The following is a 22118-nucleotide window of genomic DNA, read 5'->3' as shown; positions in this document are numbered from 1 at the left end:
CGAGGTTGATAGGTTCGGGGTGGAAGCACAGCAATGTGTGGAGCTGACGAATACTAATCGGTCGAGGGCTTATCCTAAAACGTTTGCATGGACCCATACATCCGGCAGACAACAGCTAATAAGGTTCAGCAAACCTAACTTTCGTATCCAGTTTTCAGGGCGCAACCTGCTAATGCATGCATTGGCAAACGACCCACATAAGTGGTGTCTACGCTGTCTGAAAATAGCATAAGTACTAAATGACGCGGGGTGGAGCAGCCCGGTAGCTCGTCGGGCTCATAACCCGAAGGCCGCAGGTTCAAATCCTGCCCCCGCAACCAAGGTTTTACCTTCGGATTTATCCGAGATTACATACGGAGCTGTGGTGTAGTGGCCCAACATGCCTGCCTGTCACGCAGGAGACCGCGGGTTCGAATCCCGTCAGCTCCGCCACCTTAACAAAAATGAGTTCAAATATATGTTGGGGATTAGCCAAGCGGTAAGGCAACGGACTTTGACTCCGTCATTCTCAGGTTCGATCCCTGAATCCCCAGCCATTTATATGCGGAAGTGGCTCAGCGGTAGAGCATCGCCTTGCCAAGGCGAGGGTCGCGGGTTCGATTCCCGTCTTCCGCTCCAATATTTCACATCCAAACACCTTGCGCTGCGGGGTGTTTTTTTGTTATGAATAAGAGGGAAATGAATGATGAGGGAGGCAGCCATGCGTAAATTAGTATTTTTTGTAGGCGGAGCAGGAGCAGGCAAAACGACGTTAGCGAAGGCTTTGGCGAAGCGGCGGGGTGTGGCGATACTCGATATGGATACGGTGCTGAGGCCGGCTGCGGTTGCGCTCATGACGCAGGCGGGGCTCGATCCGAGCGACCGGGACTCCAGCTTCTACAAAACGCTCTGCCGTGATTTAGGTTACCGTATTACGATGGATGCCGCACTCGAGAATATTGCGATTGGCGGGGATATTTTTGTAATTGGGCCCTTTACAAAAGAAACAGAGACCCCGGATTGGATCGAGCAGGAGCTCTCTGCAATCGGGGCCTCGTTAGTTGATGTTGATGTGAAGGTTGTATTCGTTTATCTAAAGGATGACAAGCTCCATTACGAGCGAATTGTCCAAAGAGGCTCTGTACTTGACCAGTACAAGCTGGACAACTGGAGCGAGTTTAGCCGCTCGCTGGTGAAGAGAGAGCTGAAATGGCGCATTCCAGCGTCCTCTGTTCTTTATTTTGACAACTCTCAAGTTCTGGACGAGCAATCGTTAGCATCGCTAGAGCGGTTCGTATACGGAGGCTCCTTCTAAATCGCTGCGCGGCTATTGAGGCTTACGAGCAGATAGTTCAGCGAAAAGAGCTTTCGTCTTGGCGGCGTCCTTATCATTGAAAATAACGTACAAGCCATCTAATTGGATGAATATGTACGGCGGTGAATTTTTGAATACATAGAGCTTGGAAGCTCCTAGCTTCTCTAACGAGAAATGGCCTCTGGCATATTCGGCCGTGGCCGTGCCATTCGTTCTAAAACCGCTAGGGAGCTCCGCTTCCAGCGTTATTCTTTTCACATCGCTCATATTGAAGCTGTAATCGTACAGCGGGTAATCGATGGAGACGATACCGCTTTCCTCAATCATTAGAGCCGGAGACGAATGGTCGGACTGAGCGGCAAAGGCAGCAAGTGGGATGACGATAGCAAGAGCAAGCACGATCCCGCCGTATTGAATCCATTTTCCGCCTCGCGTGGCCATATTGACGGTTGTACCGATTCCAATGCGCCTAGGCACCATGACAGCTTTATCATTCGGGTTAAAATAGGTAGAGCCGTTGATCCAGTATCCGTCGTCATCGGTCGGAATGCCTTGGCCGTCCGTCTCTGCAAGACTCACTTCTAAAGCGCGCACCTTGTTATGTACGAAGAAGATGCTGCCAAGCGGTATAAGGGATACCATCACGATTCCAATGATCCATTGCGTAAAGCTGAGCGAGCTTTCCGTCGTCAAGATCATATAAGCAACCAACGCGTTAATGCTTTCGAAAGTAGCAAGGATAGGCCAGAGGATGGACCAATAGCGCCGCGCTGCACAGTTGATAGCAGCATCGATGTCGTGGTTTTCGCTGTATACCTTCTTCTTCATTTTGCCAAAAGCGGAGTAAATGACGTATAGGATGACGGTCATCGCGAGTGAAGCGAGTCCGGTCATTTTTAAGAGCACATCTGTGTTCTTAAAAGAGAGGAGGATCGGGACGACGGATAGGAGAGCGGGAATTAAAAACCAATAGGGAGAAGCGAGCATCGATTTTTTTAAGAGTGTTACTTTTGTGTCGATGCGAATGATTCGTTTTTCTCCGACAAACCATTCCTTTTCTCGTTTAAGCGCAGTCGCTTTATGATGGATTTTGTTGAAGGGAAGTTTTGAAGTATAGAGGAAAGCAGCAAACCAAAGAAACATATACATAAGCGCTAATGAGAAATATTGACCAAGCAAGAAGAACGGCGTTAAAGTGGTTAGCGTTATGAAGCCATAGATGGTGTACGATTTTTTGTATTCGGATTGAAGCTGCTTAATGGAAGCATCCTCCAGGGCATGCGAAGGAAGGATTACACCAAACAAAATATGGTTGCTCGGCTTTGCTTGCTTCAGAAACATAACGAGAATAAAGATATACGCGATTACGGCTGGAATGATCAAAAAAAGATTGTTCATGAAAAGCCTCCTATTCTGGTAGGGGATGATGTTTGCTGGCAGCGTCAGTAAAGATGCTTGAGCAAATTCGCATGAATTCGTCTCGCTCGATACCCTTGAGGCTGGCCTCCGATATGACAAGCTTTAATTCGCGCTCCAGCTTTTGGTTGAAGTCGGCTTGCTTGTTCCATACCGTACATACTTTGGCGCCATGCCGCCGATCGATGGAGATGAACCCCTCGTTTTTCAAAAGGGCATACGCTTTGTTTACCGTCATAGCATTGACGCTTAAATCATCCGCGAGCTGCCTCACTGTAGGCAATTTCTCGCCGTATTCGAGTCCGCCTACGCCAATTCCGATGACGATTTGGTTGCGGAGCTGCACGTAGATCGGTATATCGCTATTGTAATCAAGCTTCATAATCATCGGATCACCCCTTGCAGCAAAGTATTATTTGTATCGCATATGGTAATACATAAAGGACGTATTGTCAAAAATCCGGGCGGGATATTTTGGAAAAGTTGTCCCTGAAATGGCTGTAATAAGCAGAAACGTATTTTCCAATCCATTGTAAAATGACATAATGGATTCGCCCAAAAACAACTTTAAGGAGAAACTATTATGACTACGATTATACGATTCGGCATTATAGGTACGAACTGGATTACGGAGAGATTTATCGATGCGGCACGCGAAGTTGAGGGCTTTGCGCTTTCGGCCGTCTATTCGCGTTCATCAGAAACAGGTGATGCTTTCGCAGCGAAGCATGGTATTGCTGCTGTTTTTACGGATGTGGATGAGATGGCGGCAAGCGGCCTCATTGATGCCGTCTATATTGCAAGTCCTAACTCCTTTCACGCGGGACAGGCTATCGCTTGCATGAATCATGGCATTCATGTGTTGTGCGAGAAGCCGATTGCTTCGAACGCACATGAGCTAAAGCAGATGATTGCGGCTGCTAAGGAAAAAGGCGTACTGTTGATGGAGGCGCTAAAGTCGACGCTGCTTCCGGGCTTTAAGGCGGTGCAGGACAACATTCAGAAGCTGGGAACGGTTCGGCGCTATTTTGCGAGCTATTGCCAGTACTCTTCGAGATACGATGCTTACAAGGCAGGAACCGTGCTTAACGCTTTTAACCCGGTGTTTTCGAACGGAGCGCTAATGGATCTAGGCATTTATTGCGTATACCCGCTTGTGGCGTTATTCGGCAAACCCGATGCGATTAAAGCAACCGGCGTTATGCTGGAATCCGGCGTCGATGGCGAAGGCAGCATCGTACTTCAATATGCAGGTATGGATGCAGTCATTATGTATTCGAAAATTACCCACTCCTCGCTGCCCTCCGAAATTCAAGGCGAGAATGGAAGCATTGTAATCGATAAGATCAGCGAAGCTGAAAAGGTTGAACTTCAATACCGTAACGGAACGGTAGAAGATATTTCGCGGAAGACGGGCAGCAAGTCCATGTATTACGAGGCTAAGGAATTTATCGATTTGATAAAAGCGGGACGCACCGAATCATCGGTTAATACGTTTGAAACTTCGCTCACAACGATGGAAATTATGGATGAGGCGAGAAAGCAGATCGGACTCGTATATCCGGCGGATGCCGTAGAATCGAATAATGGTGCAATGGAGCGGTGAATAACCGCTTCTTTTTTTTGGCAGGCAGTCGCAGCCTATTTTTCACAAAAGACATTGACAACGTCATTTGATAATGTCATTATGATAATATCAAATCGAAACAATAAAACGAATCAGGAGATCAGCAACCATGGTCGAAAATGAATCCAACTATTCTGCGGGTCATTACCGTACACCGGATGGCGTCCCAGCAGATATCGTCATTTTTACAATCGTATCAACGGAGAAGCAGTCGGCTAAAAAGGCGCTGCCTGCGCGGGAATTGCAGGTGCTGCTCATTCAGCGGAAAATTTGGCCGTTCGAAGGGAAATGGGCGCTGCCGGGCGGCTTTACGATGGAGAATGAGACGGTATACGACTGCGCGAAACGCGAGCTGCAGGAAGAGACGGCGGTCGAGGACGTGCATATCGAATATTTTAACGTGTACAGCGCACCGGGACGCGACCCGCGTGGCTGGATCATCTCGCATGCGTTTCTGGCGCTCGTAAACGAACGGGTACTTGTCAACAGGGCAGCGGCGGTCGATGCCTCGGACGTGCAATTGTTCGCGGTGGAAGAAGCGCTCCAGATGGACCTGGCGTTTGACCATAAGCAAATTTTGAGCGATGCCCTGCAGGGGATTCGCAGCAAGATGCTTACAACGACGATAGCGAAGGAATTTCTACCGGAGGATTTTACGCTTAGCGAGCTGTATCAGGTTATACAGACGGTTGTTCCGGACTTTGAAGAGCCGAATTTTATTCGCAAGCTAACTTCAACGAAGAGCCGCAGCACGATTATCGAGGAAGCGACGGATGAGGAAGGTGTACCGAAGCAATCGAATCAATACTCGCAGCGGGCGGCGCAATTGTACCGATTTACGAAGGAAGAGCCACGGTTGTCGATCTATAGCTGAATGCTTACGAGGAGAGTGACGACATGTTGAAGCTTAATGGAGTGGAGCTTGGTTTAAAGCAGTTTCCGAATGGCGAGACGCTTGTTAACGGGGATGAGATTCTCATGCATATGGCGGACTTCAACATGATCGTATGGAAGTATGAGGATGACGGTGATCTCATTAAGTTGATGTTCGTCAAGAGCTATTTGGATGACCGGAGAGTAAACTGCGCGCTAACGATTTACTATTTGCCCTATAGCCGGATGGACCGTATAGAAGGAACATCCGCGTTTACGTTAAAATATACAGCCGGCTTGATCAACAGCATGAATTTTGAGTCGGTAACAATTATTGAGCCGCATTCGGATGTGTCGCTGGCGTTGATCGACCGGAGTATCGGGAAGTATCCGACGATTCAACTGCTGGGGCAGGTCGCTTCCGTAGTGGGATTCAATCCTGAGCAGGATTATCTGTTCTTTCCGGATGCAGGCGCACAGAAGCGGTACAGCAAGGTTCAGGGCTACAAGCAGCTGGTAGGCTTTAAGGCAAGGGACTTCCAGACGGGTCAGATCAAGAGCCTTGATGTTGTAGGGAATGTGGACGGTGCAGGCTTTAAGGTAATCATTGTCGATGATCTATGCTCCTATGGCGGCACGTTCATGCTTAGCGCGGAGAAGCTGAAGGAGCTGGGAGCCTCGCATATTTATTTGCTGGTAGGGCATTGCGAGAAATCGATCTACAAAGGAAAAATATTAGGTTCCGGCCTCATTGACAAAGTGTTTACGACGGATACCATACTGGATCAAGCAGAGCATGACAACATTCACATCTATAAAATGGGAGGGCTATAGGATGACTCAAACCTTTGTTTATCCAGCTACGTTGCTTTGCGATTTTTACAAGGTGAGCCATAAAAACCAGTACCCAAAAGGAACGGAGCTCGTTTACTCGACCTGGACAGCGCGTACCAGCCGATTAGAAGCGATTAACGAGGTCGTCGCCTTCGGCTTCCAATCGTTTATTAAACAATATTTAATCGAATATTTTAATAAGCATTTTTTTGCCAGAACGAGAGAGGAGGTAGCGGAAGAGTACAAACGTGTTGTTCAATACGCGCTTGGTGTGGCGGAGCCGGATGCTTCGCATATAGAAGAGCTGCATGATCTGGGCTTCTTGCCCATAAAAATTAAAGCGATAAAGGAAGGTACGCTGGTCCCGGTAAGGGTGCCGATGCTGACGATCGAAAACACGAAGCCGGAATTTTTTTGGCTGACGAATTATTTAGAGACGTTGATGTCGTGCCAGCTATGGATGCCGGCTACGAGCGCGACGCTTGCCTTCGAGTACCGCAAAATATTGGAGGCTTATGCTCTTCAGACAAACGGGGTTACGGCGGACGTTCCGTTCCAGGGTCATGATTTCTCGATGCGGGGAATGGGCGCGCTGGAATCGGCGCTAGGAAGCAGCGCGGGACATCTCCTAGCGTTTACGGGAACGGATACGATACCGGCTATTTTATATATGGAAAATTACTATCACGCTAATATCGAGAAGGAATTGGTCGGCACCTCGATACCTGCGACAGAGCATAGCGTTATGTGCGCGCACGGCCGGGATGAGATAGCATCGTACCGTTATTTAATCAATGAGGTGTATCCAAGCGGTTTCGTCTCGATCGTATCGGATACTTGGGATTTATGGAGCGTGCTGGACGTTGTCATCCGCGGCTTGAAGGAAGATATACGGAGCAGGGACGGCAAAGTGGTTATTCGGCCTGACAGTGGCGATCCGGTAAAAATCATTTGCGGAGACCAGAGCGGGGAGAGCGAACTTGAGCGTAAGGGTGTTATTGAAATACTTTGGGATATTTTTGGCGGTACAGTCACGGAGAAGGGCTATAAGCAGCTCGATAGCCACATTGGCGCTATCTATGGCGATGCGATTACGATCTCGCGCTGCCGTGAAATTTGCGAGAAGCTGGCAGCCAAAGGGTTTGCATCGACGAATATGGTTTACGGCATCGGCTCGTATACGTACCAATACAACACCCGGGATACGTTCGGCTTCGCTTTAAAATCGACATTTACGATCGTAAAAGGCGAGGAGCGTAAAATTTATAAGAATCCCAAAACCGATAACGGCGTAAAAAAATCGCAAACGGGTCTGGTACTCGTCACGGAGCAGAACGGGAAGCTAACCTATACCGATAATTTAAGCGTAGCGGAGTACGAGGCGCGGAGAGAGGAGGATCTGCTTGAGGTTGTATTTGAGGATGGGAAGCTGGTGCGCGATCTTACGCTGGCAACCGTTCGTTCGAACTTATTAAGTTATTTATAATCATGCCGCTCCTGGCAGCCCCGTATAGCGGAAGGTTGCCGATGACAGATGATAGATGACAGATGAAATTGCACAAACTGTTTAAGTTGATTTAATCGAACTAATCCAAGAAGGTGCAGAGAAAAAGGGCATTTAAGTTGGTTTTGCCGACTTAATTGCCCACTTTTTTATTGCTCTTCTGAAATACCCGATTTAAGTCGACAATATCGAACTAATCGTGGATCAACCAGACTGCATCCGAAACTAGTTGCATAAAATCGAACTAAATGAGCTTTCTAACAGCAGCGGTGGAGATCGTTTAGCTCAGAAGGACTGATTGGAGTGTGGTTAGCTAAGGAGTCCTGAGTCAGCCTGACAGCCCAATTACAAATTACTAATTACTAATTACTCTTGGAATTTTCACATATAGGTTGACAAATGCTGGGTGGTCGGATTATTATGATGTAAATCAAATGAAGGGAGGCCGATGAATATGTTCCATCCTAATTTACAGATTAACGCAGGTTCATATAGCAAGTCCATATCATCGGCCTCTGCGGGGCCTGTGACTATTTTCTAAGATATTGCATGCTGTATGCTGCGATGCTTAGGAAATATAGGCGCAAGTTAAGCCATGGACATCAAGAGGTCCATGGCTTTTTTGTGTTCATTTGATTTTAAGGAGATTACCAAGTATGAATGAAACGTATTACCGGAAGGTTCAGCTGCCCTCGGGAGAGGTGCATGTTTATGCGGGACCGGAGCTATTCGCGTCCTTAGATTATAAAGTGTTTGAAATGGCGAACAACAACCTGCAAATTCCGAACCAAGCCTATATGAGCTATACCCCAGACGTGCATGTTGGAGTGGGCACCTGTATCGGTACGACAGCGGTATGGCATGCGAACGACGGCTTCGTATCCCCCTCGATTGTAGGCAGCGATATTGGCTGCGGGATGCGCGTCCAGCTTACAAGCCTCCATAAGGATGATTTGAAAGAGGTTAAGCTGCGGCGGAGGCTGGTCAAAGCGATTGAAAAATATTTGCCGGTCGAGGAGCACGCAAGAGGACATTTCTCGGATATCCGACTGGAGTATGTCGTGAAGAAGGGCTTGCACGGCTTGCCGAAAAAATATATTCCCGATGCATACACACCACGCAAGGCAAGCTCCTTAACGCATGTGGAAAGCAGCCGCTTTTATTTAGATGAGGAAGTACTGAATAAGTTTCCTGAAGTTATTTGGCATCGATCGCATCGCCAGCTTGGCACGCTTGGCGGCGGCAATCATTTTGTTGAGATCCAAGCGGTCGAAATTGCGGAGGAAAACCGTGAAATCGCAGAGGCATGGGGGCTATTTGACGGCCAAGTCGTCATTATGATTCATTCCGGCTCCCGCGCTTGGGGCGGTGCGGTCAGTCAATATTGCGGAACCGATATCGCGAAAATGATGCGTCTTGAGGGAATGGGAACCGCTGATCCTAAGCTGCTATACGCCCCGCTCTCGCACCCGCTGGGGCAAACTTACGTGAATCTAATGTACTCGGCATTAAATTATGCAGTCGTGAACCGTCACTTGATTGCTTATGCGGTCCGGGAGGCCGGCAAGGATGTATTCGGCCCGAAATTCGAAATGCGTACGCTGTATGATCTTATGCATAACTATGGGTGGGAGGAAGAGCATGATGAGCATGCCTACTTCGTTCATCGGAAGGGTGCGACTAGAGCGCTTCCTGCAGGGCATCCCGATAATCCGGAGCCTTATCGCAGCACGGGGCATCCCGCGCTCATACCGGGCTCTATGGGAACAGCTTCGTATATCATGGTCGGCAGTGCTGAAGGAAAAGCGAATTACTACTCCATCTGCCATGGAGCAGGACGAATCCGCTCCCGCAATGCAACGAAGCAGCTGGTGACGGCAGAAGAGGTCGCTGCTGCGATGCGGATAGGGACGGCAGAAGAGATTGTCGTGAATCAGCGTTCGCTTGAGTCGCTTATCGACGAATCGCCTCAGGCGTACAAGGACGTCGATCAAATCATTGAGAGCGTCGCAGGAGCGGGGCTCGCGCAGGTTGTTGCGAAATGCAAACCGCTTGCCACTGTAAAAGGAACATAAATAAAGGGATAAAGGAGGTCCGAACAGAATGCTATTCAATAATCTGGAAGTGCAGCCATTAATAAAGAATGAACGCAATTATCCGCACTCATACAAAAGAGAATATTATTGTTCATCGGACCTATCCGCTGGTATTTGAAGGGAAGCGTGCGCCGGCTTCGCGTTAGCCGCATCGCTGTCAATTTCTAATGCCTGACCATGGACGATTATGTCCATGGTCTTTTTTTTTATTAACAAGCTGATTAAAGGAGTGATCGAATTGAAAAACATACGTGCTGATATTTTACTGGAGCTGGATAAAATCGAGCAGGAGGAGCAGGTTCGCATCCTCTATGCCTGCGAATCGGGAAGCCGGGCTTGGGGCTTTCCGTCCAAGGACAGCGATTATGACGTACGCTTCATCTACATCAGGCCGGTGGAATGGTATTTATCCATTTTTAATAAAAGAGACGTTATCGAGCGGCCCATCAGCAACCTGCTCGATATTAACGGCTGGGATTTAAAGAAAGCGCTGAATCTGTTTCGCAAATCGAATCCGCCGCTGCTTGAATGGCTGCAATCACCGATTCCGTACTACACGAAATACACGGTCGCGAAGCAAATCCGCAGCATTTCTCCATTAACCTTTTCGCCTAAGTCATGCATGTACCATTATCTCAATATGGCGAAGGGAAACTACAGAGATTATTTGCAAGGAGAGCAAGTGAAGATCAAGAAATACTTCTACGTGCTAAGGCCGATATTGGCTTGCGGCTGGATTGAGACTTATCATACGATGCCGCCGATCGAATTCGACCGTTTGGTAGAAGCGCTCATTCCGGAGGGAAGCCGGCTGCGGATGACAATCGAGCAATTGCTGCAGCGCAAGAAAGCGGGCGAGGAGCTGGATTACGAGCCGAAGCTTCACCCCATTAACGACTATTTGGAGGAGCGAATCGCTCATTTCGAACGAACGGCCTTGGCGCTGGGGCTAGGGGCGGGTGCGCAGGATGAACAGCTCGACGCCCTTTTCCGCAGCGCTTTACAAGAGGTATGGGATTAATGGTTATTGCGGCTAATCTACAGGCAAGGGGAAGGTAAAGAAGATGGCTATTGTACAAGTGAAGTCGACGAACCCGGAATTTTCGTTCGTCATCAAGAAAAATCCGCAATCCGGCATGCTGCTCCGTACCGTTCGCAAAGGGATGGCCTACGGCTGGTATACGGATGAAGGGACATTCAACGTTTATTTTAAAGATGCGGATAATGAGGTTTCGTATAAGCAGCATGCGAAGGATCAATTCGAATATCTCAATGTATCCCGCTACAATACGCCGTTGTTTGTGCTGGGAGCGATAAACGAATTTTTTGCGGCGCCGCTGAAGGCGCGGGACTCGCGGGACTCGGAGCAATACGAGCATTCCTTCCATATCAATATGATTCATATTGAGCTCCTGCGGTATATTCATTTTTTTGAGAAGCATCTTACAGACTATTCGTTTGATACGGCGCATCAAGCGCATAAGAGCTATTCGCTTACCATTAAGACGAAGAAGAGTTTATATGAGCTTATGCATGTTGTCAGTGTGCTCTGCTTGTTTCTATCGATGTTCAGTGATGAATATATCGATATTTCCGATGATATTTTGATCAAATATGTGAAGAGCATTCAAATTATAGATACGCCATTCTACATACGGAGCCTGTTTGCCCGCAACTTTCTGGCATCCAGAGACCGGTTCAAGAAATATAAGGAGGAGCTTGAGAAGACGGATCGCTATGCAATCCAATTGGCCTTTGGCGGTACAGCGCAGCAGCGGAGAAGCTATATCGGAAGCGTGCTGCCGTTCGATAAATCGATACTGGACGTAGGCTGCGGAGAAGGCTATTATGCGATTCCGTTTGCTTCCAAGATTGAGGAGGCCAGCTATTATGCCGTTGATATTAATGAACCATTGCTAGAGGCGGTAGAGCGGAAAGCGAAAGCGAAGGCACTCGATAACATCGCAACCTTCTCTTCTATCGATCGCTTTCTGGAGGAATATAACGGCGAGCAGGTGGATGTCGTTTTGACCGAGGTGATCGAGCATATGAGCTTAGAAGAGGCGGGGGCGCTTATCCGGCAAATTTGCGGGCAGGTCGATTTTGATCATTTTGTGCTGACGACTCCTAATGCGGAGTTTAATGCTTATTACGAGCTTAGCGATTTTCGTCATGATGATCATAAGTGGGAGCTGGGGAGAGCGGAGTTTGAGAAGTGGCTGCTTGATGCGATTAAAGGTCAACCTGTTGAAATTAAATTTGTTGCAATCGGTGATGGCGTAAATGGCATTCAGACGACGCAGGGCGCTATTTTGAGGAAGAGGGGGTACAGCGGAAATGGAGATTAGAACGAGAGTTCATACGATATATATGCTGATCGGTTCGACGGAATGCGGTAAAACGACGTTCGCGAACGAAGTGCTGATGCCGCAGCTGCGGTTCAATGACGACGCCAAGGGCGCGAGAGCCAATGTGCAATATATTTCGTCTGACAGCATCCGCCAAGAGCTACTTGGGTACGATTATGATAAATATGATCAAGTGATGCTGGAAGCAAGCGAGCAAGCGTTCCGCCTTTTGTTCGAGAAGCTGCGGCTGGTGACGGCGTATCCGATTAATGCGGAATTTGTAGTTGTGGATACGACGGGCTTGTCGGAGGATTTTCGGGCGAGGGTGAAGGCAATAGCGAATGAAAATAACTATAACCTGGAGGTTGTGCTGTTCGATTACCGGAAGAGGGACGATTATTATACTTCGGAGCGGTCGCAGAAGCTGATCACTAGCCATATTAACCGTTTGCGCAAGGAGGTACTTGGCTCGCTCTCAAGGGAGCGGTACTCGAAAATCCATAAAGTGCGCGCCAAGGACTTTTATTCACCGGCTGATCGCATAGCCAATCCGGATTACAAGGTCGTAATTGAGGATGCCAATGACTATTTGGCTGCTATATTGCCGCTTGATCAGAAGACGATTATAGTGGGCGACGTTCACGAAAGCGTGGATGAGCTGAAAAGCCTGCTCGTTAGCCACGGCTTTCAATTGGAAGGAAATCAGCTGATTGAGACGGGGAAGGTTAGCGGTACGAAGGTATTGCTTGTTGGGGACTGGATCGACAAAGGGAAGCGCACGAAGGAAACGATTGATTTTCTATACGCCAACCAGGATCGCTTTTTGTTCGTGTTAGGCAATCACGAGAGCTTCATCTATAAATTTATGCGCGGAGAAATTAAAGGCGTCGATGAGGAGCTGCGGCAGGCATACTTCGATTCGGCAGAGGTGCTTAGAAACGATGAAGAGCTGCTTCAAAGGTTTAATCACCTCGTATCGCTGTCGAAGCCTTTCTACAAAATGGTAGGCAAGAGAGGGCCGTCCTATTATGTTACGCATGCGCCATGCGAGAACAAGTACATTGGCAAGCTCGATCCGAACTCCGTACGGCATCAGCGTAATTTCCGGATTGACCGCTCAGCGCCGCTTGAGGAGCAGCTGGCGTTTCTGAAGCGGGATGCGGCAGCCAATCAGCCTTATCACGTATTCGGACATGTCGCAGCGAAAACCGCCTTTCGGATTAAAAATAAAATTCATATCGATTCCGGTGCGGTGCACGGTAATGCGCTAACCTCCGTAACCCTTTCGGTTAAACCGTTTTTCAAAACGCAAAAGGCATCTCAAGCGATTATGGAAGGCGAGCTGCGCACCCTCTTCCAGGAAGAGCGCAAGGTGTCGCTGCAGGAGCTGGATGACGAAGAGGTCCGCAGACTGCAGTACTGCTCACGCAATAAGGTCAACTTCATTTCGGGCACGATGGCGCCCGCAGACAAGGATGAAGCTGCGCATGAGCTGGAGTCGCTGAGGAAAGGACTGGACTATTTTGCGGAGCGCGGCATTGCGGAGGTTGTGCTTCAGCCCAAATATATGGGTTCCAGATGCAATGTTTATTTGCACGCTGATCCCGAGCAATGCTTTGCGGTTAGCCGCAACGGCTATAAAGTCAACAAGGTTGACCTTTCGGCTGTGTATGAGGAGCTGCTGCTAAGGTTCGGAAGCTATATGAAGGAAAATGGCATCGCAATGCTGCTTCTGGATGGAGAGCTTCTGCCTTGGCAGGCGCTCGGTGAAGGTCTTATTGACCGGCAATTTAAACCGATCGAGAAAGCGCTTGAGACAGAGCTTGCTTTCCTGAAGGAAAACGGGTTTGAGGAGGCCTTCGCGAAGCTTGCGCACGAATACAAGGAAAGCGGCTTCGAGAAGGATCAGTTCCACCTTAGCAAAGGGGCGCTAAATGAAAAGTACGGTCTTAATGTTTACCAAAGCTATAAGCATGTTCATTCGATATTGGAGAAGCATATGCCGCTTTCCGATCATGTGGATGCTTATGAAACGTACAAGAAGCAGCTTGAGCTGTATGCGGAAGCCGGCGAGCCCTTGTACAAGCCGTTTGCCTTGCTGAAAATCGTATACGGTGACGGAACGGAAACGCTGCCCGATTGGAAAACATCCGAGATGTACCGCTTTCTCTCTGACGACCCGTTCATCACGCTAGAGCTTTCCTCGCCTAACAGCTATGAGCAGGCGGAGCAGTATTTCGCCACCCTCACCGTAGATAATCATATGGAAGGTGTCGTCATCAAACCAGAAATGCCGGAGCCGAACACGGTTTCGTGTATGAAGGTGCGCAATGCCAACTACATGTCTATTATTTACGGGTACGATTACCGCTTCCCGCATAAATACAATAAGCTGATGAAGCAAAAGAGCATCAATCTAAAGCTTCGCACCTCATTGAATGAGCATCGGCTTGGGCAAAAAATGCTGTCTATTCCGTTTGCCGCAATCGCGCCGGACAACGAGCCGTATCAAGCAGCAGTTGCCAATCTATTATTCGAGGTTGCCAAAGAAAAGGAAATTGATCCGCGTTTGTAAAAACGGCTGCATTGGATTAAAATTCTCCACTTATTTGAAAATTTATTATGGAATATATCGGAATTCTATGAAATAATCATATAAGTAAAAAGTCCTAGTAAATAGCAAAGTTGTCGAAAGACAATGACGCAAAGCCAACGGGCCTAAAGGGAGTTTCCAAAGGTGGCTGGGTTGCCATAAGGATGAATGATAAAACGCTTATATCCTCTTCCTCAACTCTTCTAGTTACCGCATAAGCTACACATAGGAAGGGATATTAAGCGATGGAACAAAATATTACGCGCTTTAACGGCAGCGGCAACAGCTTTGACATAGTTCAAAAAATAACTAATCTTGGTTACTGGGAATTCGACCATGCTCGCAATCAAACGGCATGGTCGAATCAAATGTTCAATATTTACGGAATGAACTCCGGCTTCCCGATGAAGCAGGATGATTTCTTTAAACTCGTTCATTCCGAGGACCGCGAGCGCGTCCGGCGGCAATTTTACATATCGGTACAATCCTGTCGAGGAGCAGCACTATAAGTCCATATTCGATAATAATCCGGACGCGGTCTTTACATTGGACTTAGACGGCCGTTTTTTGTCATGCAATTCGGCTCTTGAGCAAATGTTCGGTTATTCAAGAGACGAAATCATAGCAGATCATTTCGATCACTTTGTGCATGCGGAATGCTTGGGTACAACGATTTATTTTTTCGAGGAAACGGTCAGGACGCTTACGTCTCAAAACTATGATACGACGGGCATTACGAAAAACGGGCAAGGGGTCAGGTTAATGTGACCCGTATTCCGATCATTATTAATGATGAGCTTATCGGTGTTTATGGGATTGCCAAAGATATTACGCAGAAAAATAAAATTGAACAATCTCTGAGAGAAGCGGAGCTTAAATATCGCAGCATCATAGAGCAGTCTATTGTCGGCATATTTGTTGCGCAGAAGAACAGCTTCGTCTACACGAACGAGCAGCTGTCAGCAACGAGAAGGTTCGTTACCGAGCTGCTGCTTGAGCTGAAGAAGCGAAAGATTAAAGTATCGCTCGATGATTTTGGAACAGGCTATTCCTCACTCTATTTATTGAAGCGATTAGCGCTCGACACGATCAAAATCGACCGGTCGTTTGTGGAGGAGATGATGACGGAGTCAAGCAATAGAAGCATAGTGGAGTGCATTATCCGACTGGCAGGGGAGCTCAAGATGCAGGTGGTGGCCGAGGGCGTTGAGAACAAGGAGCAGTTCAATTACTTGCGGGAGCAGCGCTGCGATGAAATTCAAGGCTATTATTTTAGCCGTCCCGTCGACCCTGAAAGCATCGTTCAATTATTGAGCAAAAGACCGTTTATGGAGCCCGCCTCGCTTCGGCGCAGTAAAGAGCCGGCCGTTAACCGGAGACAATATTTTCGTATCGACCTTACTCATTGTCTTTTGGCTGAGATGACGATTACGATGTTTAAGGGCAGGAGCATAAGACTAGGTAGCACTGAGGTGTTTGTTAGAAATATCGGTCCGGGAGGCCTCCGGTTTATGGTTGGCGTTAAGCTGCCTGTTAACAGCGACATATTGCTGAAGTTCAAGATCCGGATGGATAATCAAATGTACGTGTTATATGGCTTTATAGTCTGGTACAATGAATTGGACAACGATATTCATGAATACGGCGTGCAATTTCAAATGAAAGAGCAGGATAATGATGATCTCGTCAATGCGCTCAATATTCTCGCCACCCGGCAGCGCGACGGCATTCCGCCTCAAGCTCAAATTTACGTGGGCGATCCCATGCTCCGGATAAAGGAATTGAAAAAGCTTAATTAATAAATGCATAGCGTGAAGGTCAGGAAAGGAGGAGGAGGGTTAGGACATGAACGATATCGTAAACAAATTTTGCATCAGAACATTTGGTTCCACGAACCTCGTGACGGAGATCGGCAAGGTGACGAAGGTCGCGAGCAGAACGATCCACGTCGATTGGGGCATGAAAAAATACGTATACCAGAATAAAGATTTCAGATGGATTCCGCTGACGAAAGAGGAAGTGGAAAATAAATATCCGAAATCGAAGTTTACAGAGGATTCGCTTAAACGGGCATTGGCATTTGGTCTGGAGATCAAAGGCGCGCAGCGTTTACCGGAATAAAGTTTGATGTGAGAAGCATTTTGCATTCGGTTAAGACCGGATGTGAAATGCTTTTTTTTTGTTAGGCATAGTGGTTTGTCGAATCGGTCTTTGGGTAAAAGGAAATAGTAGTTATAGAAAAGGAGGTGTGTACCCTGAAGTTAACGCCGGAACAGCGTATACAACTGCATGGCTTCAACAATTTAACGAAATCGCTCAGCTTTAATATGTATGATGTGTGCTACACGAGAACACGAGAAGAGCGCGAGTCCTATATCGCCTATATCGACGAACAATACAACTCGGACAGGCTGACGAAAATATTAAATACGGTTTCGGATATTATTGGAGCGCATGTGCTCAATATCGCCAAGCAGGATTATGTGCCGCAAGGCGCCAGCGTAACGCTGCTTGTATCTGAAGGACCGGTCAGTGACGGTCCCAATGAATCTTTCGAGGAGTCGCCGGGTCCGCTGCCTGATTCCGTTGTCATGCATTTGGATAAAAGCCATATAACGGTACATACGTATCCAGAATATCACCCGAATGAAGGGATCAGTACGTTCCGGGCAGACATCGATGTGTCTACCTGCGGCGAGATTTCACCGCTTAAAGCGCTGAACTATTTAATTCATTCATTTGATACCGATATTATGACGCTGGATTACAGGGTGCGGGGCTTCACGCGCGACATTAACGGCCACAAGCTGTTTATTGATCATGATATTAACTCGATTCAAAATTACATACCGAAGGCAGAATGCCTCCTGTATGACATGATCGACGTTAATATTTATCAGGAAAACGTGTTTCATACGAAATGCAAGCTGAAGCAATTTGATTTGAACAACTATTTGTTCGGCTATACGAAGGATTCGCTATCGGCCAGGGAGCAAGAGGAAATAACGAGAAGACTGAAGACCGAGATGGACGAAATCTTTTATGGAAAAAATATAAGGAGCTGATTTCTATATGTCTAACTCACCACAAAAAAAACAGGTATTTCCGCCCCAGAACCAAAACAGGCAGCCTGGCATCGAATCGGAGATGAATCCTTTGCCGGTGTTCGAATCGGAGTCGTACTTAGCCGCAGGCAAACTGAAGGGAAAAGTTGCGATTATTACCGGTGGAGACAGCGGCATTGGCCGCGCCGTTGCGGTCGCTTATGCGAAGGAGGGCTGCGACCTTTGTATCGTCTATTTGAATGAGCATGAGGATGCGAAAGCAACACAATCGGCTGTAGAGAAAGCAGGAGTGAAATGTTTGCTGCTTGCAGGCGATATTGGGGATGAAGCGTTCTGCAAAAATATTGTGAAGCAAACCATAGCGGCATACGGAAAGCTGGACATCGTCGTCAATAATGCGGCTGAGCAGCATGTCCGCAAAAAATTAGAAGATATAACCGCTGAGCAGCTGACCGCGACGTTCCGGACGAACGTGTTCGGCATGTTTTATTTGACGATTGCCGCGATGCCTCATTTGAAGGCATCCAGTACGATTATTAACACGGCCTCCATCACCGCTTATAGAGGCAATCCGACATTGATAGATTATTCGTCGACGAAGGGGGCAATCGTTTCGTTCACGCGGGCGCTCGCCGCAAATTTAGCCGGACAAGGCATCCGCGTGAACGGCGTGGCGCCCGGCCCGATTTGGACTCCGCTCATTCCTGCGTCCTTTGATGAGCAGTCTGTCTCAACGTTCGGCTCGGATACCCCGATGCAGCGGGCCGGTCAGCCTTATGAGCTGGCGGCCGCGTATGTCTATTTAGCGTGCGACGATTCAAGCTATATGACCGGACAAATGCTGCACCTCAACGGCGGTGAAATCGTGAACGGGTAAGCTTTCGATAAATGCCGGAAGGAGTGTTGGCGGAAGGCTACAAGAAGCCGTGCTCCTTCGCGTAGTTCCCCCAGTGCGGACGTCTGCCATCGGCATCGATGATGCCGAATTCATCAGACAGCTGCCAGCTTGAAAACACCTGTCCGGATCTTTCAGGCAAATGATTGCTTGCTGCAAGCGCGGCAATTCCCCGGCCAATGAAATACGGCGTTTCCGACTGACTGAAATGCTCGGCATGGGGCTTGCCGCTTTGCACGGCATCAAGCCAATTGGCCTCCGTTACGCCAAAGTGCTCCAGCATTTCCTCCGAGCGGAGAAAGCCGGGCGTTACCGCAACCGCAGAAACCCCGTACGGCTTTAAATCGGCAGCCATTGCTGCGGCAAGGTGGATCGGTGATATTTTGGCCAGGCTATAAAATAAGCTTCCGCGATAGCGGTAATCGATCCCGTCGGTTACTTCAATGATCAAGCCTTTCTCTCTCCGCACCATTAATGGCGCCCCGTAAAAGCTCGTAATGAGATGCGCCTTCACGGCACGCTCCTGCATGATCAGCCCCTTGCTCAAGGAATGCTCCCAAAACGGCTTATCCCATTCCGTTAACTGCTCTCCGCCCCAGATGTTATTGACAAGCACGTCGAGCTGACCGTTCTGTTCCCTGCTTACTTGCTCGAATAAAGCCTGAACCTCCGCCTCTACTGTATGATCCACTCGAATTGGAATGCCAACGCCGCCCAGTGCGGTGACAAGCTCTGCTGTCTCCTCGATCGTTTCAGCCCGGTTCAAATCGGAGGCTTGGCCGCGAATGCTTCTCCCCGTACAATAAACCGTTGCTCCCGCTTCGCCCAGGCTTGCGGCGATTCCACGGCCAGCTCCGCGCGTAGAACCGGCGACTACCGCTATTTTTCCTTTTAATGCCTGCACCTGAATCACTCCCATTCGCTTTTATAGTTTACTCTTTGTCAGTTTAGCAGAAGGAATACGACAACTAATGTCATATATTTATGCTACAATTAAATGAAAGTTGGAATCCGAATTAGGACGGGCAAGGAGACGGATGCATGAGAGCAGGACGATTGATAACTATCATATTATTGATGCAAAACAACGGGAAAATGACGTCCAAAGCGTTAGCGGAAAAGCTGGAGGTGTCTGAGAGAACCATCATTCGCGACATGGAATCGTTGAGCGAGGCGGGCGTTCCTGTGTATGCGGAGAGAGGCTTTAACGGGGGATGGGTTTTATCAGAGGGATACCGGACGAATTTGACAGGCATGCATACCGATGAGCTTATATCTGTCATCGTTGCCAGCCATTCTGTTTTGCTAGGCGATCTGGGCATTGCGAAGCATTACGATGCCGCCGTTCAGAAGCTGCTGGCCGCTTCTCCCGCAGAGGTGAGCAGAGGCGCGGCTCTCGCCAGGCAAAAGATACATATCGACGGAGCGGGCTGGCATCAAATGCAGGAGTCGCTGCCGTATTTGTCCATTGTGCAGGAGGCAGTGTGGGAGGAGCGGCTATTACGGCTGCGTTATCAGAGGGAGGATGGTGCGGTCGAGCGGACCGTCTCCCCGTTAGGGCTCGTTGCCAAGCGGAACGTATGGTATTTAGTAAGCGAGGCGGACGGCGAGAAGCGAACGTATCGCATATCTCGTCTATTGGGAGCGGATATGCTGGAGGAGCGGTTTCAGCGGCCGGCCGATTTTGATTTGGCGGGCTATTGGGAGCAGTCTATGGCGGAGTTTAAGCAAAGACTGCCTCAATATGCCGCGAAGGTCAAGCTGCTGGAATCCACGCTCACGCGGCTCTCCAAGGAGCGTTATGTCAAAATAATCGAGAGCGGGCCATCAGATGAGCAGGGCTGGCTGACAGCAACGGTTGAATTTCAAACGGTAGAGTCCGCCTGCGAAATCGTCCTTAGCTTCGGCTCGCGTATGCAGGCGGTTGAACCGGCCGAGCTGCGCGCAAGGATTATGGCCGAGGCGAAAGGCATGAATGAGCTTTATGGCGTATTGTAGAAAATAGAGGTTTGCGCATTGCTGCGTTATTTGACTATAGCCATGTTCATTAGATACAATTCAAGCTATAGCCAATATTTAACTGGTGGATATGATAGAAGGGAGAATACGAATCATGAGTGGATTTGCAAATCATTTTGATAAGTATGCAGAACTAATCGTAAAAATCGGTGTGAACGTCCAGCAGGGGCAAGAGGTATTCGTGACCGGGGCTGTCGATAACGCAGCGCTCGTCAGACTTGTGGCAAGCAAAGCATATGCGGCTGGCGCGAGCAACGTGCATGTCGATTGGACCGACGATTCATTGTCCCGTTTGAAATATGAGAAAGCGGCGGATGAGGTGTTTACGCGGTTCCCCGAATGGGAGACGGGCAAGCGCAATTCGTTCGTGGAACGCGGCGCTGCGTTTATCTCCATCGTATCATCCAGTCCTGATTTGCTGAAAGGGATAGACTCCAGCCGGATCTCAAATTTCCAGAAGGTTTCCGGACAAGGTTTAAAGGAATTCCGCAGGGCGATTCAGGCTGACAAGGTAAGCTGGACGGTCGTTGCGGCTGCGAGCAAGCAATGGGCCGCTAAAGTATTCCCTGAAGCCGGGGAAGAGGAAGCGGTTGAGAAGCTGTGGAATGCGATTTTTGATTCCGTAAGACTGCATGCGGACGATCCTGTTAAAGCATGGGAAGAGCATAACGCTAACTTACATAGCAAAGGCGAGACGCTGAACAAGAACCATTTTCAAAAATTGCATTACACCGCTCCCGGAACGGATCTTACGATCGAATTGCCGGAGAAGCATATTTGGGTCGCTGCAGGCAGCACGAATGTAAGCAACGTGCCATTTATGGCGAATATGCCGACGGAGGAAGTGTTTACGGTACCGCTCAAAACGGGTGTAAACGGCTATGTTTCGAGCACGAAGCCGCTTAGCTACGGCGGCAACATTATCGATCGCTTCAAGCTGACATTCGAGAACGGGCGTATCGTGAAGGCAGAGGCCGGGGAGGGGCAAGAAATATTGCAGCAGCTGGTCGATATCGACGAGGGCTCTCATTACCTTGGGGAGGTCGCGCTCGTCCCTCACGAGTCGCCGATTTCACAGTCTAACATTTTGTTCTACAACACATTGTTTGATGAGAACGCGTCGAATCACCTTGCAATTGGCAGCGGCTATGCGTTCAATATCGAGGGCGGCAAAACGATGTCTCCGGAAGAGCTTGAAGAGCATGGCGTTAATGCAAGCATTACGCATAATGATTTCATGATCGGCTCCGCAGAGATGGATATCGACGGGATTACGAAAGACGGCACAGTCGTACCGATCTTCCGCAAAGGCAACTGGGCAATTTAACACAAGTATGGAGTAAGGGCTATCTGAAAGAGGCATCTGCTTCTTTTGAATAGCTCTTTTTCTTTTTCCTGGGATTCGTGCCATATAACCGGCGACTTCCCAGCGTGATATATGACATTTGTCATGTCTTCTTATTGACGTTTATGACTACAATGACCTGACACTTTTCTTTACAATATAGTTAGAATACTGCGTTAGACGTCCGGGATACTCTCCATGCGTCATTT

Annotated in this window: 20 protein-coding genes, 4 tRNA genes and 1 riboswitch; of the genes, 21 read left to right on the top strand and 3 right to left on the bottom strand. The window is 48.5% G+C overall.

The window, feature by feature from the left end; translation table 11 throughout:
* Positions 1-243 precede the first annotated feature (243 nt).
* From AC0YNZ_RS29385 to AC0YNZ_RS29365, 5 genes are all read left to right on the top strand, one after another.
* Positions 244-320, top strand: a tRNA-Met gene (locus tag AC0YNZ_RS29385).
* A 35-nt stretch (positions 321-355) separates the two neighbouring features.
* Positions 356-432 (top strand) — tRNA-Asp (locus tag AC0YNZ_RS29380).
* Between the two features lie 29 nt (positions 433-461).
* Positions 462-536, top strand: a tRNA-Gln gene (locus tag AC0YNZ_RS29375).
* 7 nt (positions 537-543) lie between these two features.
* A tRNA-Gly gene (locus tag AC0YNZ_RS29370) sits at positions 544-618 on the top strand.
* Positions 619-700: 82 nt separating this feature from the next.
* Positions 701-1294 (top strand): P-loop nucleotide/nucleoside kinase family protein, encoded by a 594-nt coding sequence (locus AC0YNZ_RS29365; RefSeq protein WP_475829932.1) that lies wholly within the window; start codon positions 701-703, stop codon positions 1292-1294.
* Between the two features lie 12 nt (positions 1295-1306).
* On the opposite strand, the gene AC0YNZ_RS29360 is transcribed toward AC0YNZ_RS29365, so the two are convergent.
* Together AC0YNZ_RS29360 and AC0YNZ_RS29355 are read right to left on the bottom strand one after the other, a co-directional pair.
* Complete coding sequence (locus tag AC0YNZ_RS29360) at positions 1307-2692, bottom strand: DUF5808 domain-containing protein (RefSeq protein ID WP_475829927.1); 1386 nt, start codon at positions 2690-2692, stop codon at positions 1307-1309.
* Positions 2693-2702: 10 nt separating this feature from the next.
* Positions 2703-3098: a GntR family transcriptional regulator gene (locus AC0YNZ_RS29355; protein ID WP_475829926.1), complete on the bottom strand. Its 396-nt coding sequence runs from the start codon at positions 3096-3098 to the stop codon at positions 2703-2705.
* A 204-nt stretch (positions 3099-3302) separates the two neighbouring features.
* Between AC0YNZ_RS29355 and AC0YNZ_RS29350 the strand changes: the two genes are divergently transcribed.
* The 14 genes from AC0YNZ_RS29350 to AC0YNZ_RS29285 all read left to right on the top strand — a co-directional run bounded on the left by AC0YNZ_RS29350 (position 3303) and on the right by AC0YNZ_RS29285 (position 18527).
* The gene (locus tag AC0YNZ_RS29350; RefSeq protein WP_475829931.1) at positions 3303-4316 is read left to right on the top strand and encodes a Gfo/Idh/MocA family protein; all 1014 of its coding nucleotides are present in this window, start codon (positions 3303-3305) and stop codon (positions 4314-4316) included.
* 130 nt (positions 4317-4446) lie between these two features.
* Complete coding sequence (locus AC0YNZ_RS29345; RefSeq protein ID WP_475829925.1) at positions 4447-5211, top strand: NUDIX domain-containing protein; 765 nt, start codon at positions 4447-4449, stop codon at positions 5209-5211.
* Positions 5212-5234: 23 nt separating this feature from the next.
* A complete protein-coding gene (locus AC0YNZ_RS29340) occupies positions 5235-6044 on the top strand; it encodes a ribose-phosphate pyrophosphokinase (RefSeq protein ID WP_475829924.1) in 810 nt (269 codons plus the stop codon).
* Position 6045: 1 nt separating this feature from the next.
* On the top strand, positions 6046-7530 hold the full coding sequence (locus AC0YNZ_RS29335; protein WP_475829923.1) for a nicotinate phosphoribosyltransferase: 1485 nt from the start codon (positions 6046-6048) through the stop codon (positions 7528-7530).
* A 674-nt stretch (positions 7531-8204) separates the two neighbouring features.
* Positions 8205-9623, top strand: coding sequence for an RtcB family protein (locus AC0YNZ_RS29330; RefSeq protein WP_475829922.1), 1419 nt, complete (start codon positions 8205-8207; stop codon positions 9621-9623).
* 214 nt (positions 9624-9837) lie between these two features.
* On the top strand, positions 9838-10665 hold the full coding sequence (locus AC0YNZ_RS29325; protein WP_475829921.1) for a nucleotidyltransferase domain-containing protein: 828 nt from the start codon (positions 9838-9840) through the stop codon (positions 10663-10665).
* Between the two features lie 43 nt (positions 10666-10708).
* Complete coding sequence (locus tag AC0YNZ_RS29320; RefSeq protein ID WP_475829920.1) at positions 10709-11992, top strand: class I SAM-dependent methyltransferase; 1284 nt, start codon at positions 10709-10711, stop codon at positions 11990-11992.
* Positions 11982-14567: a metallophosphoesterase gene (locus tag AC0YNZ_RS29315; RefSeq protein ID WP_475829919.1), complete on the top strand. Its 2586-nt coding sequence runs from the start codon at positions 11982-11984 to the stop codon at positions 14565-14567. The genes AC0YNZ_RS29320 and AC0YNZ_RS29315 overlap by 11 nt, the downstream gene beginning before the upstream one ends.
* A 93-nt stretch (positions 14568-14660) precedes the next feature.
* Positions 14661-14746: riboswitch (cyclic di-GMP riboswitch) on the top strand.
* A gap of 84 nt (positions 14747-14830) precedes the next feature.
* Entirely contained in the window at positions 14831-15094 is a 264-nt protein-coding gene (locus AC0YNZ_RS29310; protein WP_475829933.1) for a hypothetical protein, read from the top strand.
* Entirely contained in the window at positions 15000-15353 is a 354-nt protein-coding gene (locus AC0YNZ_RS29305; protein ID WP_475829918.1) for a PAS domain-containing protein, read from the top strand. Before AC0YNZ_RS29310 ends, AC0YNZ_RS29305 begins: the two co-directional genes overlap by 95 nt.
* On the top strand, positions 15350-16384 hold the full coding sequence (locus AC0YNZ_RS29300; protein WP_475829917.1) for a PilZ domain-containing protein: 1035 nt from the start codon (positions 15350-15352) through the stop codon (positions 16382-16384). The genes AC0YNZ_RS29305 and AC0YNZ_RS29300 overlap by 4 nt, the downstream gene beginning before the upstream one ends.
* A gap of 46 nt (positions 16385-16430) precedes the next feature.
* Complete coding sequence (locus tag AC0YNZ_RS29295) at positions 16431-16706, top strand: hypothetical protein (protein WP_475829916.1); 276 nt, start codon at positions 16431-16433, stop codon at positions 16704-16706.
* 134 nt (positions 16707-16840) lie between these two features.
* Positions 16841-17650 carry an adenosylmethionine decarboxylase gene (gene speD / locus AC0YNZ_RS29290; RefSeq protein WP_475829930.1) on the top strand — a complete coding sequence of 270 codons (810 nt, stop codon included), beginning with the start codon at positions 16841-16843 and terminating at the stop codon, positions 17648-17650.
* 7 nt (positions 17651-17657) lie between these two features.
* Complete coding sequence (locus AC0YNZ_RS29285; protein WP_475829915.1) at positions 17658-18527, top strand: SDR family oxidoreductase; 870 nt, start codon at positions 17658-17660, stop codon at positions 18525-18527.
* Positions 18528-18564: 37 nt separating this feature from the next.
* Here AC0YNZ_RS29285 and AC0YNZ_RS29280 read toward each other — a convergent pair whose 3' ends face one another.
* Positions 18565-19449, bottom strand: coding sequence for an SDR family oxidoreductase (locus AC0YNZ_RS29280; protein ID WP_475829914.1), 885 nt, complete (start codon positions 19447-19449; stop codon positions 18565-18567).
* Between the two features lie 137 nt (positions 19450-19586).
* Between AC0YNZ_RS29280 and AC0YNZ_RS29275 the strand changes: the two genes are divergently transcribed.
* Positions 19587-20543 carry a helix-turn-helix transcriptional regulator gene (locus tag AC0YNZ_RS29275; protein ID WP_475829913.1) on the top strand — a complete coding sequence of 319 codons (957 nt, stop codon included), beginning with the start codon at positions 19587-19589 and terminating at the stop codon, positions 20541-20543.
* Positions 20544-20658: 115 nt separating this feature from the next.
* Positions 20659-21891: an aminopeptidase gene (locus tag AC0YNZ_RS29270; RefSeq protein WP_475829912.1), complete on the top strand. Its 1233-nt coding sequence runs from the start codon at positions 20659-20661 to the stop codon at positions 21889-21891.
* Positions 21892-22118: the final 227 nt, after the last annotated feature.

It is taken from the genome of Paenibacillus sp. J2L1-98 (genome assembly GCF_056269405.1).
This window is presented reverse-complemented; position numbering and strand designations above follow the sequence as displayed.